The following is a 15,114-nucleotide window of genomic DNA, read 5'->3' on the forward strand; positions in this document are numbered from 1 at the left end:
TTTTGTTCAGGACGCCTGCCTGCTGCGCAACCAACGGGCCGCATCGCGAAAATCGAACGCCAGCGAGGTGATATCGACGATCAGAAGCACCCGGAGAAAGCAAACAAAGGCTGGGCTCGGGGTTTCTTCGGAAAACAGCAGAAGCGTCACGATGATGACCAATGGCACCCAACACAGAATATGCGGCAAGGTCATCGCACCGCTCATCCCGCGTGCACCCAACATGATCGGCACGTTCAGCGCCATGCCAGAAATTGCAAGTAGTGCAATCAGTTGCCCCTGTGGCTGATCCAGAAATGCCAGCGAAAGCAGGTTTACCGGTACCAAAATGAAGGTGACCCAGACCTGCACCCACACAGGGAGTGTTCGGAAACTGCGACAGATATCCAGCACCATGGACTTCGCTTTTTCCAGATCCATTGCCCACGACACATAGCAAACGTGTCGCAGGCAAACAGGGTGCTCACTGTATTGTCAGAGAACGGCTGAAAAAGAGCTTTCCAGCTTGCTGACAAGTTCGCCTATCTGGGCCTCTTCTATGATAAAAGGCGGCGCAAGAAGTATATGGTCTCCGTTCCGGCCATCCCGGGTGCCCGCCATGGGATAACAGATCAGGCCTTCGGCCAGCGCCGCCTTCTTTATCTTTCCGGCAATGCCTAACGATGGATCAAAGGGGGTCTTCGTCTCGCGATCCGCTACCAATTCCACACCCCGGAACAGGCCACGGCCACGCAAATCGCCCACGTTCGGGTGCTGTCCAAACGCGGCTTCCAGTGCGGAATGCAGTTTGCTGCCCATGCGTCCGGCGCGCGCCGGCAATTCTCCCTCTGTCAGCTCACGGACCACCGCAAGAGCCGCAGCCGTGGCGACAGGATGGCCGATATAGGTGTGCCCATGTTGGAAAAACCCCGACCCATCGCGAATCGCGCCATAGATTTCATCGGTGCACAGCATCGCCCCGATCGGCTGATATCCTGCGCCCAACCCTTTGGCGATGCAAAGAATATCCGGTGCAACACCGTCGTGGTCACAGGCGAACAGATGACCGGTGCGTCCCATGCCGCACATCACCTCATCCAGAATCAGCAGCACGCCGTATTGATCGCAGATTTCCCGGATGCGTTTGAAATACCCCTCAACCGCCGGAACCGCGCCAAGCGTAGCACCGACAACCGGCTCGGCCATGAAGGCCAGAACCGTTTCAGGACCCAGGCGCAGAATTTCCGCCTCCAACTCGTTAGCGACGCGCTGACCATAGTCAAAGCTGCTCTCACCCTCGGGCTTTTCAGCATATTCATAGCAGGCCGAGATATGGGTCATTTCGATCAGCATCGGCGCGAATTGGGCCCGTCTCCAGGCGTTTCCCCCGGCAGACAAGGCCCCCAGAGTGTTGCCATGATAGCTTTGCTTGCGCGCGATCACGTGGCGGCGCTCGGGCTTCCCGATTTCCAGAAAATACTGGCGCGCCAATTTGATGGCGGCTTCGGTCGCCTCGGACCCGCCCGATACGAAATACACCCGGTCCAAATCCCCCGGCGCGTGCTGGATCAGCAAATCGGCCAGCGCTTCAGCCGGTTCCGAGGTCATGAACCCGGTATGGGCAAATGCGATCTGTTCCACCTGCTGTTGCACGGCCCGGATCACTGCCGGGTTGGAGTGCCCAAGACAGGACACGGCCGCATCGCCGCAATCCAGATATCGCTTGCCGTCAGCATCGATCAGATAAGCGCCGTCTCCACCCGCCGCGACGGGAAGTTCAGATTTGGTGTGGCGTGGGAAAACATGACTCATGTTCCGGTCCTTCCAAGTGTTTCAACCAAAGCCGCGACCGAGGCCGCATTATCCGTCCAGAGCGTGCCATCCGGTGCCGTCAGGCTGTTTTCGAATCCAACACGCAGGTCGCCGCCGCGCCGCGCGGTTTCGACCAGACAATCATGTTCCTGCGTCCCAAAGGCGCACACCATCCAATTGGCTGGGCTGGGCGGAAACACATCCAGTTCTGCCGGCACGGATTGCTGATTCTGACTGTAGCGTCCCAACACAAGCAACCGGTCTGTCTGGCCCGGCTGGACGATACCTTTCGACTGCCAGTCTTCCAACAGCTTCACATCTTCTGAATCGTAGAGAATATGCTGAACCCGCGTGCCCTGCTCCGCACATAGCGCATAGACCCGAGGCGCAAGATCAAGGGCCCGCGCGATTTCCCGGACTGAGATCGAGGCCCATTCAGGCCGGACCCGTTGCAGGCAGTCAAACTGCGACGGGACGTCGAACACGCCTGCTGCCTCGGTGGTGATCTGAACATCCATACCCGGCACCACCCTTTTCAGTTCCGCGATTGTTTCGCGATACAATCCGGCATCCAGCGTGTGATGTCCGTCGGTATCCCTTACATGCAGGTGTATGCCATTCGCACCAGCCTCGTGGCAGCCCCGCGCCGTTGCGACGATCTGGTCCGTCGTGACTGGCAAGGCCGGGTGATCCGCGCGACCCCGCGGGGCCCCGTTCGGAGCAACCAGTATATATGGTTTCCCGGTGGTTTTCACTGTGCTCTCGCTCATTGCGCCCTCGTGTTCGTCTGTCCTCAGCTAATGAGCTCAAGTAGCGTTTTCAATTTACCAAATGGAAAACATATGTTTTGTTTGCCGCATGACCCGCACTCTTACTGCCATCGTTACGCAATTGCGCCGCGAGATCGATGAAATGCCTGCGCAAATGCAGGTCGCGGTAAAGTACATCATCGATCATCCCGGCGAATTCGCGTTGAATTCGATCCGAACCACCACCGATCGCATCGGCATCAGCTCGAACGTTCTGATCCGGCTGGCGCAACGGATGGGGTATGACAGCTTTGACGCTTTTCGGCGCCCATTTCGAAACGCTCTGACAACCGACGGCGAAGACAGGTTTGGGCAAGACTGGCTGGAACACCTAAAGGAACAAGGGCAGTTTGGTGCGGCGCAGGCACGATTTGCGCAGAACGAAATAAATGTCGTGGCCAGATCGCTGCGCCTCATGGCCCCCCATTTGACGGAACAGGCCGTCGCGCACATCAGGTCGGCGCGCCGCTGCTATGTGACGGCCACACGATCCAGCCATGCGCTGGCCTATTACTTCCACTACGCCGGACGCATGGCCCATCCCGGGCTTCAGCTGGTGCCCCGCCACATGGGTTCGGCCATCGACGATCTGGTCGAAGCCACCGCCGAGGATTGTCTGTTTGCCATTACGGTTCACCCCTATTCGGCCGACACGATTCAGGCGATGCGGTATGCTCGGGACCGGTCGATGCGCATCGTCCTGTTATCGGATAGCGAGGTCATCGCCCCGGGGGTTGAACCGGATGTCGTCCTGCCTGTCAGCACACGAACCCTGCACCCGTTTTCCAGTTTTTCGGGGGCAATGGCTGTTCTTGAATGCCTGCTGGGCCATTTGTTTGACGCCGGCGGAGAGACCGCCAGAGAAAGAGTGGATGCCTATCAGAAAGCGCGGGAGGATACCGGAGCGTATTGGCGACCCGGCGTATTGCCAAAGCTCAGAAAACCATAAGCCGGATCCGTCAAAGCCTCTGGGATCAACCTCAGAATTCAGCTCCGCTCAGGATCAGCAGCAGATCATTCTTTTCGTTTGGCGCGCGGCTGCGGTCTGGTCGGGATTTCCTTCAACAATCCTCCGACGCCCATTCCGGCAATATCCGATCCCGTCGTTTCGATCCCGCAGGCAACCCGTGACAGAACCCAATCCGCCCCGTTCAACGCCGGAGATCGCGCGCATCCGGGCAACCCGATCACCGGTCGATCCTGCATCGCACCCAGAAACAGCAGGTTTCCCGGATCAACCGGCATTCCGAACCGATCCACCCGCCCGCCGGCAAGCCGAACAGCAGACGGGGCAACATCGTCCGGATCCGAGGTCGCGGACCCGGTCAGGATCATCAGCAGATCACCGGTCGTTCTGGAAACCGCCTTGGCCAGCGCATCCACGCGATGCGGTACGATCTGCACATCACACAAATCCAGACCCAGGGCTTCGGTCCGTCCGCGAATGGCGGCGATCCCCTTGTCGTTGGACGGGCCACCGGGGATATCCGTGACGATCAAACCTGCTGTCTTGTGAACGGGCCTTGCCAGACGCACGGCCCCTTGCGCCAAATTGGCGGCCCGCCGAACATCAGCCTCTGGCACGGCATATGAGATGACCTTGATGGTGGCGACCATGCCCTTCGGACCCATCTGCTGGTATTGCGGAACCGTCGCAACCGTGATCATCGGGTTGACCCGATTGAACATTTCCAACGCATCCACTTCCAGAACCGCCACGCCCGGCCCGCCCGCCAACAGGTTGACCCGGCCGGTAAACGCGTCTGTCACGCGCAGATTGGCCGACCCCGCATCTGGCGCAAGAGCTGCGGCCAAACGACGTGCGGCCTCATCCTCGTGGCAATCGCCGGGTTCTAGCCGCGCAACGATCACTTCGCGGATCCCCGCCTGCGTCAACTGTGCCACATGCTCTGCCCGCAGCGACAGCCCCTTGCGCAGCTTTTGCCCGTCAGCCGTCACCGAATGGGCCAGAATGGCACCTTTTGCTTCAGAGACGGGTACCGGACCAAACCTCATGCCTTGCCTCGCAGAACGGCCGTCATCTGCGCCAGAATTGCAACGGCAATCTCGGATGGGCCGGCAGCCCCGATATCTAACCCGATTGGCCCATGAATTCTCGAGATTTGCTCATCACTGAAACCGGCCGCTTTCATACGCTCGACGCGTTTGGCGTGGGTACGTGTCGATCCCAAGGCACCAATGTAAAACACACCCGCATCCAGTGAAGCTTGCAGCGCCGGATCATCCAGCTTTGGATCATGCGTCAGCAGGACAATTGCGGTGCGCGCATCCAACCCGAGTTTTGCAACGGCCTCATCCGGCCAATCCGTAAGGATCGTTTCGCCCGGGAAACGGGCGCTGGATGCAAACGCGTCGCGCGGGTCAATTATGGCCGGATCATACCCGGCAATTCGCGCCATCGGCACCAGTGCCTGCGCGATATGAACCGCACCAACAACGATCAATCGCAGTGGCGGGTTGTGAACGGCCACAAAGGTCTGACCATCTTCTTCAAAACCGGATCGATCCATGCGCAGCCGTTCCGCATAGGCGTTACGGCGCAAGGCTCTGTGCCCGGTATCAATATTGACTTCGTAAGCGATGGGTTCGCGCGCTGCGCGGGCTGCAACCAGTTCTGCAAGCATCGGTTCGGGCAGAACCTTTCCAACGGGTTCGACAAGAACGCGAATGGTTCCGCCACAGGCCAGCCCGACCGCAAAGGCATCTTCGTCGCTTACCCCGAACTCCAGCAAGCGGGCTTCGCCTTCGTCAATGGCCTCGAGCGCTTCGACGATCACCGCACCTTCGACACAGCCGCCCGACACAGACCCCTCGATCCGGCCATCGCCGCCGATAACCAGCTGGGAACCCACCCGGCGTGGCGCGCTGCCCCAGGTTTCGACAACCGTGGCAAGCGCGGCGCCGCTGCCATTGCGGTGCCACTTCAATGCCGTTTCCGGGCTGTTGTCGAATCGTTCCATCAGAACCTCCAGACGTCGTCTGTCTCCAACATAGGCAGGATTGGCGGGATGAAAAGCGCAACACCCCTGTCAAAACGTCTATGTTGAACCCAGCGAGCCGATGCTAAGGCCTGAACAATATTCAATAAATCATAGTATTGATTGTTATGAGCCCGGGTTTTAGCTTACGCGGGCAGCGGGCCAGGCGCCCAAGCTGCATACCAAACACATTTTCTTTCGGAGACAAGCAGTTGAAACATTATCTTGCACTGGGCGCAGTGGTTGGTCTTTTGACTTCGACCGCAGCGTGGGCTGACACATTCGAACGTTATGGAGAGGTCGAGGGCTGGAAAGTCTTCATCGACAACGAAAAGAAGTCCTGCCTGATCGAGGCCGTGGACGATGCGGAAAACGTCGTTCAGATGGGCCTGACCGAAGATCGCGGCGTGGGGTATGTGGGGGTATTCACAAAAGCCGATACCGACATTAAACGTGGCGAAACACAAGAAGTGGCTATCCTGATCGGGGACAACATCTATCTGGGTGAAGCTACGGGCATGAAAGGCAATATCACCAAGGGTTATTCCGGTGGTTACATTCTGTCTGACAACCCGCAATTCGCGGATGATCTGGCCAAGAAGAAGGTCATGATCGTGTTCCCCGAGACATCCTATGCATTTACCGTCGATCTGACCGGCACCTACAAGGCCATGGAAATGGCCCGGAAGTGCAACGAAGAACAGTTGTCGTAACGGTCTAATCGGAAAGCGCGGCCATCAGCCGTGCTTTCTGCCCCTGGTCGTCGGGTTGTGAAATCACGGCGGCCAGATCCTCGAGCGAGGCAATCGAGTGCCCTGCCCTGAAACTGTCGACATGGGGCAGCATGGCCGCCACTCCCTGGGCCTTGGGGGCAAACCCGTCCCAGCGCAGCAGAGGGTTCAGCCAGATCAGGCGTTTGGAGGACAGGTGCAGCCGCTCGATCTCTTTCTCAAGGCTCTCCGGGTCACCCCGCTCCAAACCGTCGGTGATCAACAGAACAACCGCACCTTGCCCCATGACACGTCTTGACCAGTCTCTGTTGAACTGATGCAGACAATCGCCGATGCGTGTGCCCCCTTCCCAGTCCTGTGCCTCGGCCCCGGCAGCGGCAAGCGCTGCGTCAACATCCCGATGATGCAAGTGGCGGGTTATGTTGGTCAGGCGCGTGCCGAAAGTGAAGGCATTAACCTTGGCCCAACCTGCCCCTTTGGCGTTCGAGACCGTGTGCAGGAAGTGCAGGATGACTCGGCTGTATTGGCTCATCGAACCCGAGATGTCGCAAAGCGCAACAAGATTTGGCCACCGAGGTTTAGGCTGTAGTCGGGCGATATCGCGTAACTCGCCGCCTTGCCGCATGGCTGCGCGCAAGGTGCGGGCGCGGTCGATACGGTGCCCCAGATGACTGGCCTGTCCGCGGCGCGATTCAATGGGTTTGACCGGCAGGGTCATCCGCGCCAATACGCGTTTGGCTTGAGCGATTTCAGCAGTGCTCATCTGTTCGAAGTCCAGATTGCGCAGCCGCTCTTCGGACGATGCCGTTTGCGTGGCGTCAATCTCGATTTCGGTTTCGCCTTCGTTTTGCGCAGCCGGCTCGGGCGCGTCACGTTCGACACCATCCAGCAGGGCCTCAGCCGCGCGCTTTTCACCGGCATCCGCCTTGCGTTCCTCTTGCACACCCCGAATGGCAGGAAGCATCATGGCCATCATGTGTTCCATGTATCGCGGATCGCGCCAATACATTCGGAAGACTTGTGCGAAGACCGTGCGATGTTCGGGGCGGTTCACGAAACAGGCGTGCAGCGTCCAGTAGAAATCCCGTTTCTGCGTGAAACCTGCTGCCTGCACGGCACGAATTGCGTCGATCACGCGACCGGGTCCGATTGGCAGCCCCGCCTTTCTGAGTGCGCGGGCAAAATGGGTGATGTTCTGCGCAAGCTTCGGGTTGTCCGGGATATCCAGCGGAATCTGTTCGGCCATCAGACGTTATGGGGGCTCTGCCCCCATACCCCCGGAGTATTTGGAAAAAGATGAAACATCAGACCGGTTCGAGCGTGGCCTTGGCCTCGTCGAGGATGCGTTTGGCCTCGGACCCCTGAAGTTTTTGAATGTCGTCCTGATATTTCAGGATCGCACCCAGCGTGTCGCCAATCACCTCGGGGCTGAGGTTCATCACGTCCAGCGCCAACAGGCATTTCGCCCAGTCAATGGTTTCGGCCACGCCGGGTTTCTTGAACAGATCCTCGGTGCGCAGAAGCTGAACGAAAGCCACAACTTCGCGGCTGAGCGCATCGGCGGCCTCGGGCGCGCGCGCATGCAGAATTTCGATCTCACGTTCGAAATCAGGATAATCGACCCAGTGATACAGGCAGCGACGCTTGAGGGCATCGTGCACTTCGCGGGTCCGGTTCGACGTGACAATCACAATGGGTGGTTCGGGTGCTGCAACGGTGCCCAGTTCAGGGATCGTGACCTGAAAATCACTCAGAGCTTCCAGCAGAAAGGCTTCGAACGGTTCATCGGTCCGGTCCAGTTCATCGATCAGAAGAACCGGCGCTCCGTTTTCGTCCGGGCGCATTGCTTGCAGCAAAGGGCGTTCGATCAGGTATTCATCCGAAAACAGTTCCGCCTGCAACGCGCCCCGGTCGGCCCCGCCCGAAGCTTCGGCCGTTCGGATCGCGACCATCTGCGCCGGAAAGTTCCATTCGTAAACGGCAGAGGACGCGTCCAGACCTTCGTAGCACTGCAATCGGATCAAACGGCGGTTCAGACCGGATGCCAGCGCCTTGGCGATTTCCGTCTTTCCAACTCCTGCTTCACCTTCCAGAAACAACGGGCGACCAAGCTTCAGCGACAGGAACACAACCGTGGCAAGGGCCCGTCCGCAGACATAGCCCTGACGTCCCAGCATCTGCTGCACGGCATCAATGGAATTTGGCTGCGTCATGGAACCCCTCTCTACTTCGCCGACAAACAGGTCACGCAAGCGCCATTGCGTCAAGGCCCTAGCCCCTGTCAGAGCTACGACGTTCCGGTTGGTTGACAAGTTTTTTCGCCAACTCGTAACGGGCTGGTTGGTCTTTCGGGGCAGCTATGCTAGCGGAAGGCCATGACCGATACCCTCACGATCCGCCGCCCCGACGATTGGCATCTGCATCTGCGCGATGGCGCCATGTTGCAGGCCGTTCTGCCCGAAACCGCACGTCATTTCGCCCGTGCAATCATTATGCCGAACCTTGTGCCGCCTGTTGTACGCGGGGATCAGGCCGCCGATTATCGCGACAGAATCCTGGCCGCCCTGCCCGACGGCATGGTGTTCGAGCCACTGATGACCCTGTACCTGACCGAGGATACAGATGCGCAGGACGTCGCCGCTGCCCATGCCAGCGGGCTGATAAAAGCGGTCAAGCTGTACCCGGCCGGGGCCACGACCAATTCGGCCTCGGGCGTGCGTGACTTTGACAAAGTGCGCCCGGTACTGGAGAAAATGGCCGAGATCGACCTGCCCATGTGTGTCCATGGCGAAGTGACCGACGCCGAGATCGACATTTTTGACCGCGAGGCCGTGTTCATAGACCGCGTTCTGGACCCGATCCGCAAGTCGACGCCGGGCTTGCGCGTGGTGATGGAACATATCACCACCTCCAACGGTGCGGACTATGTCAAAGCCAATGAAACGGATCTGGGTGCGACGATCACCGCGCACCACCTGATCATCAACCGCAACCATATTCTGGTGGGTGGAATCAAACCGCATTACTATTGCCTGCCGGTCGCCAAGCGCGAGGAACATCGCCTGGCCCTGCTGGCTGCCGCAACGTCGGGCGACCCGAGGTTCTTCCTGGGCACGGACAGCGCTCCGCACACGGATGCAAACAAGGAAATGGCCTGCGGCTGCGCGGGATGTTTTACCGCGACGAACACCATGTCTCTGGTGGCCGAGATGTTCGACCGCGAAGGTGCGCTGGACAAGCTCGAGGCATTCGTCTCGCTCAACGGGCCGGGCTTTTACCGCCTGCCTGTGAACGAAGAGACGATTACCCTGACCAAAGGCGAGCCGGTTACATACCCGTCAAAGATCGACACGGGGGATGGGCCTGTCACGTTGTTCGACCCCGGTTTTCCGCTGCACTGGAGCGTGGCTTAACCCGCCGTACGTTCGGCCAGATCACGGGCGCGACCGCCGGTGCGCAGCATCGACCAGATCGTGTCCGCCTCATTCGTCCCGATCAGCTTCGACGCTTTGGCGCGCACACGATCCTCGCGGTCAGACAGCGACATTGGGGTCATCAGGTCATGCGTCGCCTCGCGGCGGATACCGTCGCGACGCAACAAGGCTAGTTGCGCCTGTGTTTCCGACAGGCCTTCATCCGCTTCGACCGTGATGCGATCTTGCAGAGACGTAATGCGCGGGTCCGCGCAGACCTTGTCGGTGTAGCTGCCCGGCAAAGCCGTATCATACCCCAGCGCCTGCATCGCGATGACCGTCCGGTAAGAGAACTTGGCCCCCAGCCCGGTTGTGGGCGACAGCTGATTGCACACACTCATCCAACGGGGATGGGTTTTGATTTTGATTTCGGCCACTTCGGGTTCCGCGATGTCCAGTGCGCGCGCCGCTTCCAACGCCGCGTGCAGGCCGTGACAACAGGCGTGGAACTTGTGACTGACGCTTTCGAACAACCATTCGTCGCCCAAACCATCCAGTGTGCCTTGATCCGCTGCACCCTGATGGGTCGCGCCAAATCCATACGTGCCTTCCAGCGCGTCGGCGTTGGGTTGAAATCCACGCTGAACAAGCACAGCCGCCTCGACCCCTGCCGAAGCGGCAAGTCCGGCATTGTAAGGCTTACCCATTGTTCCGAACTGGGCCTTCAGCCCGGCCGCGCGCGTTGCCGTCAAACCCAATACGGACCGCATCTGAACCTTGTCGAATCCAAGCAACCGCCCCACGGCGACAGCGGCCCCGAATGCACCGGATGTCGCGGTCTGGTGAAACCCGGCCTGATAATGCCCCCTGCCCAGCCACAGGCCGACACGGATCGACGTTTCCATTCCGACCAGCGCGGCTTCGAGCAGATCAACCAGAATGCGGTCATCCCACTCGGCCACGGCAAGGGCCGCAGGCAGGATGGCGACTGACGGATGCCCGATATGCGCGAAATGCGTGTCATCGTAATCCAGAGCGTGGGATATGGTTCCATTCACCAAAGCTGCGCCGCGCAATGGGGCCGCGCCCCCTCCGAACAGATGGGCCTGAGCGTTCCCGCCCTCGGCCAGAACCATATCGCGAACTATGCAGGACACCGGCTCGGACGCCCCTGCACGACCAACTGCAATCCAATCCAGAACCGACAGCGACGTGACAATCCGCGCCTGAGCCGTTGTTGAAACCGGGCCCGTCGCGAAGGTGGCCAATGCTGCTGTGAAATCCGTCATGAGCGCAGTCTAGCGCGCGCCCTTGCCGCGTAAAGGCCTAGCCGTAGAGTTCTTTTGCACGCGCCTCGAAGGCGCGGACGATCCGCTGCATGGCTTCGTTGAACACTACGCCGATGATCCCCTGAAGGATGGCGTTCTTGAACTCGAAATCCACATGGAACGAGATGTTGCAGCCCCCATCGGGGGCGTCCTCGAACTGCCAGTCGGATTTCATGTATTTGAAGGGCCCGTCCAGATACTCGGTATCGATCTTCTTCTGATCTGCAAACAGGGTCACCCGGCTGCCGAACCGTTCGCGGAACACCTTGAACGAGATGACCAGATCGGCCTCCATCACCTCGGCCTGACCAACCGCATAGGTCTTGCGGATCCGGGCCGCGGCGCACCAGGGCAGAAACTTTGGGTAGCTGCCCACATCCGCAACAAGATCATACATCTGCTGGGCTGTGTATGGCAGGTGGCGGGTTTCCGAATGGATTGGCATGATGTCCGGTATTTGCAGGTGACAATGGCGCGTCATGTCGTATGTTGCGCGCCAAAGATCAAGGGGGCTGCGATGACTAACCGCGCATATGTGATAGATGAGATGATCTCGGCCAAGGCCATCGCGGCGCGGATCGAAGAGTTGTGCCGCGAAATTACGGATGAGTTCGGCGACACTGACAAGCTTGTCGTCGTGGGATTGCTGCGCGGCAGTTTCGTCTTTATCGCCGATCTGGTGCGGGAACTGGACCTGCCGATCGAAGTGGATTTCCTTGAGGCGTCCTCGTATGGCGATTCGATGGAGAGCAGCCGGGAAGTGCGCATTCTCAAGGACTTGCGCGGCGCGATCGAAGGCCGCGACGTGCTGGTGGTCGAAGATATCGTCGACACCGGTCACACGCTGAACCACGTCACCAACCTGCTGCGCAGCCGCAAGCCGAAACGGCTCAAGTCGATTGCCCTGCTCGACAAGCCCAGCCGTCGCGAAGTTGATTTCCGGTCTGACTGGATAGGCTTTGAAATTCCGGATGAATTCGTCGTGGGTTACGGGATCGATTACGCTCAGCGCAACCGCAACCTGCCGTATATCGGCAAAGTCCGATTCACTCAGAGCTGAAATTCGACAGCAACACTCTGCGCTTTCGACTTGTCGCGGCTTATCCCAAAATCTGCCGAACGGCGGACAAGAAAATCCCGGTTCCAATCGGAATAAGCGCATCCGGGAAATCGTAATCCGGGTTGTGCAGTTGCGGATGGTCCTTCCCCGCCCCCAACCAGAACATGGCCGCCTGCGCGCCTTTGCCAAATTGGCCGAAGTCTTCGGAAAAGCGCTGTGGCTGATCGACCAGCCGGCACGCGACGCCCCGATCGGCACAGGCTTTGGCCAAAACCGAAACGGTTTCTCGGTCATTGACGCAGGCTTCGAACACCTCGTCATAGCTGATTTCGAACGCCAGCCCTTCGACCATCGCCGTGTTCTTGACCAGAGTTTCGGCCTCGGCCATCAGGCTTTCCATCCGCGCGTCCGAAACCGTGCGCAGGGTCACCCACAATTCGGCCTGCCCCGGTGCGACACCGACTGTGCGCTCGCCCAGAGTGGCATGGGTGACCGTGGTCAAAGCGTAGGTGTCATCCAAGTCGCCGCCCGCGCCCAATCCGGCCAATGCCGGCATCAACGTCGACAAAGCACCTGCCGGTGACACGCCGTCCTGGGGGGCGGCTGCGTGTGAGGTCTTGCCTGTCAGAACGATTTGCATCCCGCGCGAGGCACAGTTCGCGGGACCTTCACACAGTTCTACCGCACCCAGCTCCAGCCCCGGCAAGTTATGCAGAGACAGCACGATGTCAGGCGAAACCTCAGCGAACTGAGGATCAGCCCGATAAGCAATCGCACCATGTCCGGTTTCTTCGGCAGCTTGGAAAATCAGAACCACGCGGCCAGATTTCGGTCGCTGTTCCTTCAACGCTTCGGCCACCCCGAGAACCATCGCCATGTGGCCATCATGGCCGCACAGATGCCCCTTGCCTGCAATCTGAGACGCATGGGCCAGATCCGAGAGTTCCTGAATTGGCAGCCCATCCAGCTCGCATCGAATTCCAACTGTGGGACCGGGAACACCGCTTTCGTAAACGGCCGCAACACCGTGCCCGCCGATGCCGCACAGAACTCTGTCCGCACCCGCTTGGCGCAATAGATCCGCAACCCGCGCTGCGGTATGCTCCTCCTGCCCCGAAAGCTCTGGCTGTTGATGAAACTCGTGGCGCAGGCGGATGAGCTGCGCGATCCGCTCCGGCGTCACGCTTGCTGTAGCTTTGCTTGCCGCGCCGCGCGAAGCCGGGCGAAATCGTCGCCCGCGTGGTACGAAGACCGGGTCAGAGGCGTGGCGGATACCATCAGGAACCCCTTGCCATAGGCCGCCTTTTCGTAGGATGCGAACTCTTCCGGGGTTACGAACCGATCCACTCCGTGATGTTTCGGAGTCGGTTGCAGGTACTGGCCGATGGTCAGGAAATCGATATCCGCCGCTCGCATGTCGTCCATGACCTGACGCACTTGCTGTTCGTTTTCACCCAACCCGACCATGATGCCCGATTTGGTGAAGATCGACGGATCAAGCTCTTTCACGCGCTGTAGCAGGCGCAGGGAATGAAAGTACCGCGCACCCGGGCGCACTTCGGGGTAGAGACCCGGCACCGTTTCCAGATTGTGGTTGAACACATCCGGTTTCGCTTCGACCACAATCTCAAGGACAGTGTTGTCGCATTTCAGGAAGTCCGGCGTCAGAATCTCGATCGTGGTTTTCGGAGAACGATGACGTACCGCGCGAATTGTCTGCGCAAAGTGCTCGGCCCCGCCATCTTGCAAGTCGTCACGGTCCACCGAGGTGATTACCACGTGGTTCAGGCCAAGTTTTTCGACCGCGTGGGCCACGCGACCAGGCTCAAACGCGTCAAGGTCGTCGGGGCGACCGGTTGCAATGTTGCAGAAGGTGCAGCCGCGCGTACAAATTTCGCCCATGATCATCATGGTGGCATGACCCTGGCTCCAGCATTCTCCTACGTTGGGGCACCCTGCTTCTTCGCAGACCGTCACCAGATTGTTGTCACGCATGATCCGCCGCGTATCCGCATAGCCTTTGCCACCAGGTGCCTTGACCCTGATCCAGTTTGGCTTTTTGGGCTGTGCATTATCCGGACGATGGGCTTTTTCCGGGTGGCGCTCTTCGGGGATCTTCAGATCTCGCACGGTCGTTTTCCTGACTTTGGGTCAACTTTTGTTGCTCATAACATAGACAGAAGCGCGGTGTTACACCAGCGGCGCATAGCCGCTATGCGCTGTACCCTCGCAAGCGCAGAAAGGCATTACGCGCATATTCGTATTTGCGATTTAAATTCAATGTTTAGCAAGAGGTTGGCCTTATTCGCAATCGCAGCGTTTACGCGATTGAATGCGGTTTAGAACTGTTTTAGTTCACACCAAAATCATATGTGAATCACAGGAGTTTGACTATGAAAACCGGCGCAAAACTGCCCGACGTGACCTTTCACACCCGTGTCCGTGACGATTCAATCGAAGGATCAAACCCATTCCGTTGGGAAGACAAGACGACAGCCGACTATTTCGCCGGTAAGCGCGTGATCTTGTTCTCATTGCCGGGTGCGTTCACCCCGACCTGTTCGACTTATCAGCTGCCTGGTTTTGAGAACGGCTATGCCGATTTCAAAGCCATCGGGATCGACGAAATTTACTGCATGTCCGTCAACGACAGTTTCGTGATGAACAAATGGGCCCAGGATCAGGACCTGAAGAACGTAAAAGTTCTCCCCGACGGATCGGGAGAGTTCACCCGGAAAATGGGAATGTTGGTCGACAAGGACAATCTGGGTTTCGGAATGCGCTCGTGGCGCTACGCGGCCATCGTCAACGATGGCGTTGTCGAGGCGTGGTTCGAAGAGCCCGGCCTGATGGATAATTGCCCGGAAGACCCCTATGGCGTGTCCTCGCCGGAAAACCTGATGAAGCACCTGAAGGCGTCAGCAGAACCTGAAATGGCCTAAGCCGCAAATCAAAAGAAAAGGCCCGTATGCATCGGGCCTTT

The 15,114-nt window shown here is 58.9% G+C and carries 16 protein-coding genes; 5 read left to right on the forward strand and 11 right to left on the reverse strand.

Features of this window, described 5'->3' with window-relative positions; translation table 11 throughout:
* Window positions 1–6: 6 nt before the first annotated feature.
* Genes AC2FNN_RS12830 through AC2FNN_RS12840 form a run of 3 tightly spaced genes read right to left on the reverse strand, consistent with a single transcriptional unit; the run spans window position 7 to window position 2,561 of the window.
* Complete coding sequence (locus tag AC2FNN_RS12830) at window positions 7–420, reverse strand: hypothetical protein (RefSeq protein WP_496758956.1); 414 nt, start codon at window positions 418–420, stop codon at window positions 7–9.
* A 54-nt stretch (window positions 421–474) separates the two neighbouring features.
* A complete protein-coding gene (locus AC2FNN_RS12835) occupies window positions 475–1,791 on the reverse strand; it encodes an aspartate aminotransferase family protein (protein WP_496758957.1) in 1,317 nt (438 codons plus the stop codon).
* Window positions 1,788–2,561 carry a beta-keto acid cleavage family enzyme gene (locus AC2FNN_RS12840; RefSeq protein ID WP_496758958.1) on the reverse strand — a complete coding sequence of 258 codons (774 nt, stop codon included), beginning with the start codon at window positions 2,559–2,561 and terminating at the stop codon, window positions 1,788–1,790. Before AC2FNN_RS12840 ends, AC2FNN_RS12835 begins: the two co-directional genes overlap by 4 nt.
* A gap of 88 nt (window positions 2,562–2,649) precedes the next feature.
* Between AC2FNN_RS12840 and AC2FNN_RS12845 the strand changes: the two genes are divergently transcribed.
* Entirely contained in the window at window positions 2,650–3,549 is a 900-nt protein-coding gene (locus AC2FNN_RS12845) for a MurR/RpiR family transcriptional regulator (protein ID WP_496758959.1), read from the forward strand.
* 65 nt (window positions 3,550–3,614) lie between these two features.
* Here the strand turns inward: AC2FNN_RS12845 and AC2FNN_RS12850 are convergent, their stop codons facing one another.
* A complete protein-coding gene (locus AC2FNN_RS12850) occupies window positions 3,615–4,616 on the reverse strand; it encodes a molybdopterin-binding protein (RefSeq protein ID WP_496758960.1) in 1,002 nt (333 codons plus the stop codon).
* A complete protein-coding gene (locus AC2FNN_RS12855; RefSeq protein ID WP_496758961.1) occupies window positions 4,613–5,581 on the reverse strand; it encodes an XdhC family protein in 969 nt (322 codons plus the stop codon). Before AC2FNN_RS12855 ends, AC2FNN_RS12850 begins: the two co-directional genes overlap by 4 nt.
* A gap of 230 nt (window positions 5,582–5,811) precedes the next feature.
* On the opposite strand from AC2FNN_RS12855, the gene AC2FNN_RS12860 reads away from it, so the two are divergent.
* A complete protein-coding gene (locus AC2FNN_RS12860) occupies window positions 5,812–6,312 on the forward strand; it encodes a hypothetical protein (RefSeq protein ID WP_496758962.1) in 501 nt (166 codons plus the stop codon).
* 4 nt (window positions 6,313–6,316) lie between these two features.
* Here AC2FNN_RS12860 and AC2FNN_RS12865 read toward each other — a convergent pair whose 3' ends face one another.
* Both AC2FNN_RS12865 and AC2FNN_RS12870 read right to left on the reverse strand, forming a co-directional pair.
* Entirely contained in the window at window positions 6,317–7,576 is a 1,260-nt protein-coding gene (locus AC2FNN_RS12865; RefSeq protein ID WP_496758963.1) for a vWA domain-containing protein, read from the reverse strand.
* Between the two features lie 58 nt (window positions 7,577–7,634).
* A complete protein-coding gene (locus AC2FNN_RS12870) occupies window positions 7,635–8,543 on the reverse strand; it encodes an AAA family ATPase (RefSeq protein WP_496758964.1) in 909 nt (302 codons plus the stop codon).
* Between the two features lie 162 nt (window positions 8,544–8,705).
* On the opposite strand from AC2FNN_RS12870, the gene pyrC reads away from it, so the two are divergent.
* Complete coding sequence (pyrC, locus tag AC2FNN_RS12875) at window positions 8,706–9,743, forward strand: dihydroorotase (protein WP_496758965.1); 1,038 nt, start codon at window positions 8,706–8,708, stop codon at window positions 9,741–9,743.
* Here pyrC and AC2FNN_RS12880 read toward each other — a convergent pair.
* Complete coding sequence (locus tag AC2FNN_RS12880; protein WP_496758966.1) at window positions 9,740–11,032, reverse strand: MmgE/PrpD family protein; 1,293 nt, start codon at window positions 11,030–11,032, stop codon at window positions 9,740–9,742. The two genes, pyrC and AC2FNN_RS12880, sit on opposite strands and share 4 nt — an antisense overlap.
* Window positions 11,033–11,069: 37 nt before the next feature.
* Entirely contained in the window at window positions 11,070–11,516 is a 447-nt protein-coding gene (locus AC2FNN_RS12885; protein ID WP_496758971.1) for a type II toxin-antitoxin system RatA family toxin, read from the reverse strand.
* A gap of 72 nt (window positions 11,517–11,588) precedes the next feature.
* On the opposite strand from AC2FNN_RS12885, the gene hpt reads away from it, so the two are divergent.
* Window positions 11,589–12,131: a hypoxanthine phosphoribosyltransferase gene (gene hpt, locus AC2FNN_RS12890; RefSeq protein ID WP_496758967.1), complete on the forward strand. Its 543-nt coding sequence runs from the start codon at window positions 11,589–11,591 to the stop codon at window positions 12,129–12,131.
* A 40-nt stretch (window positions 12,132–12,171) separates the two neighbouring features.
* Here hpt and AC2FNN_RS12895 read toward each other — a convergent pair whose 3' ends face one another.
* Both AC2FNN_RS12895 and lipA read right to left on the reverse strand, forming a co-directional pair.
* A complete protein-coding gene (locus tag AC2FNN_RS12895; RefSeq protein WP_496758968.1) occupies window positions 12,172–13,314 on the reverse strand; it encodes an amidohydrolase in 1,143 nt (380 codons plus the stop codon).
* Complete coding sequence (gene lipA, locus AC2FNN_RS12900; protein WP_171228645.1) at window positions 13,311–14,261, reverse strand: lipoyl synthase; 951 nt, start codon at window positions 14,259–14,261, stop codon at window positions 13,311–13,313. Before lipA ends, AC2FNN_RS12895 begins: the two co-directional genes overlap by 4 nt.
* Before the next feature lie 263 nt (window positions 14,262–14,524).
* On the opposite strand from lipA, the gene AC2FNN_RS12905 reads away from it, so the two are divergent.
* Complete coding sequence (locus tag AC2FNN_RS12905) at window positions 14,525–15,073, forward strand: peroxiredoxin (protein ID WP_496758969.1); 549 nt, start codon at window positions 14,525–14,527, stop codon at window positions 15,071–15,073.
* Window positions 15,074–15,114 lie beyond the last annotated feature (41 nt).

It is taken from the genome of Ruegeria sp. BHSA118 (assembly GCF_059613405.1).

What these genes read in the sequence shown, in the direction of transcription:
- AC2FNN_RS12830 (WP_496758956.1), bottom strand. Translation starts at nt 420, where the DNA reads ATGGATCTGGAAAAAGCGAAGTCCATGGTGCTGGATATCTGTCGCAGT.
- AC2FNN_RS12835 (WP_496758957.1), bottom strand. Translation starts at nt 1,791, where the DNA reads ATGAGTCATGTTTTCCCACGCCACACCAAATCTGAACTTCCCGTCGCG.
- AC2FNN_RS12840 (WP_496758958.1), bottom strand. Translation starts at nt 2,561, where the DNA reads ATGAGCGAGAGCACAGTGAAAACCACCGGGAAACCATATATACTGGTT.
- AC2FNN_RS12845 (WP_496758959.1), top strand. Translation starts at nt 2,650, where the DNA reads ATGACCCGCACTCTTACTGCCATCGTTACGCAATTGCGCCGCGAGATC.
- AC2FNN_RS12850 (WP_496758960.1), bottom strand. Translation starts at nt 4,616, where the DNA reads ATGAGGTTTGGTCCGGTACCCGTCTCTGAAGCAAAAGGTGCCATTCTG.
- AC2FNN_RS12855 (WP_496758961.1), bottom strand. Translation starts at nt 5,581, where the DNA reads ATGGAACGATTCGACAACAGCCCGGAAACGGCATTGAAGTGGCACCGC.
- AC2FNN_RS12865 (WP_496758963.1), bottom strand. Translation starts at nt 7,576, where the DNA reads ATGGCCGAACAGATTCCGCTGGATATCCCGGACAACCCGAAGCTTGCG.
- AC2FNN_RS12870 (WP_496758964.1), bottom strand. Translation starts at nt 8,543, where the DNA reads ATGACGCAGCCAAATTCCATTGATGCCGTGCAGCAGATGCTGGGACGT.
- pyrC (WP_496758965.1), top strand. Translation starts at nt 8,706, where the DNA reads ATGACCGATACCCTCACGATCCGCCGCCCCGACGATTGGCATCTGCAT.
- AC2FNN_RS12880 (WP_496758966.1), bottom strand. Translation starts at nt 11,032, where the DNA reads ATGACGGATTTCACAGCAGCATTGGCCACCTTCGCGACGGGCCCGGTT.
- AC2FNN_RS12885 (WP_496758971.1), bottom strand. Translation starts at nt 11,516, where the DNA reads ATGCCAATCCATTCGGAAACCCGCCACCTGCCATACACAGCCCAGCAG.
- hpt (WP_496758967.1), top strand. Translation starts at nt 11,589, where the DNA reads ATGACTAACCGCGCATATGTGATAGATGAGATGATCTCGGCCAAGGCC.
- AC2FNN_RS12905 (WP_496758969.1), top strand. Translation starts at nt 14,525, where the DNA reads ATGAAAACCGGCGCAAAACTGCCCGACGTGACCTTTCACACCCGTGTC.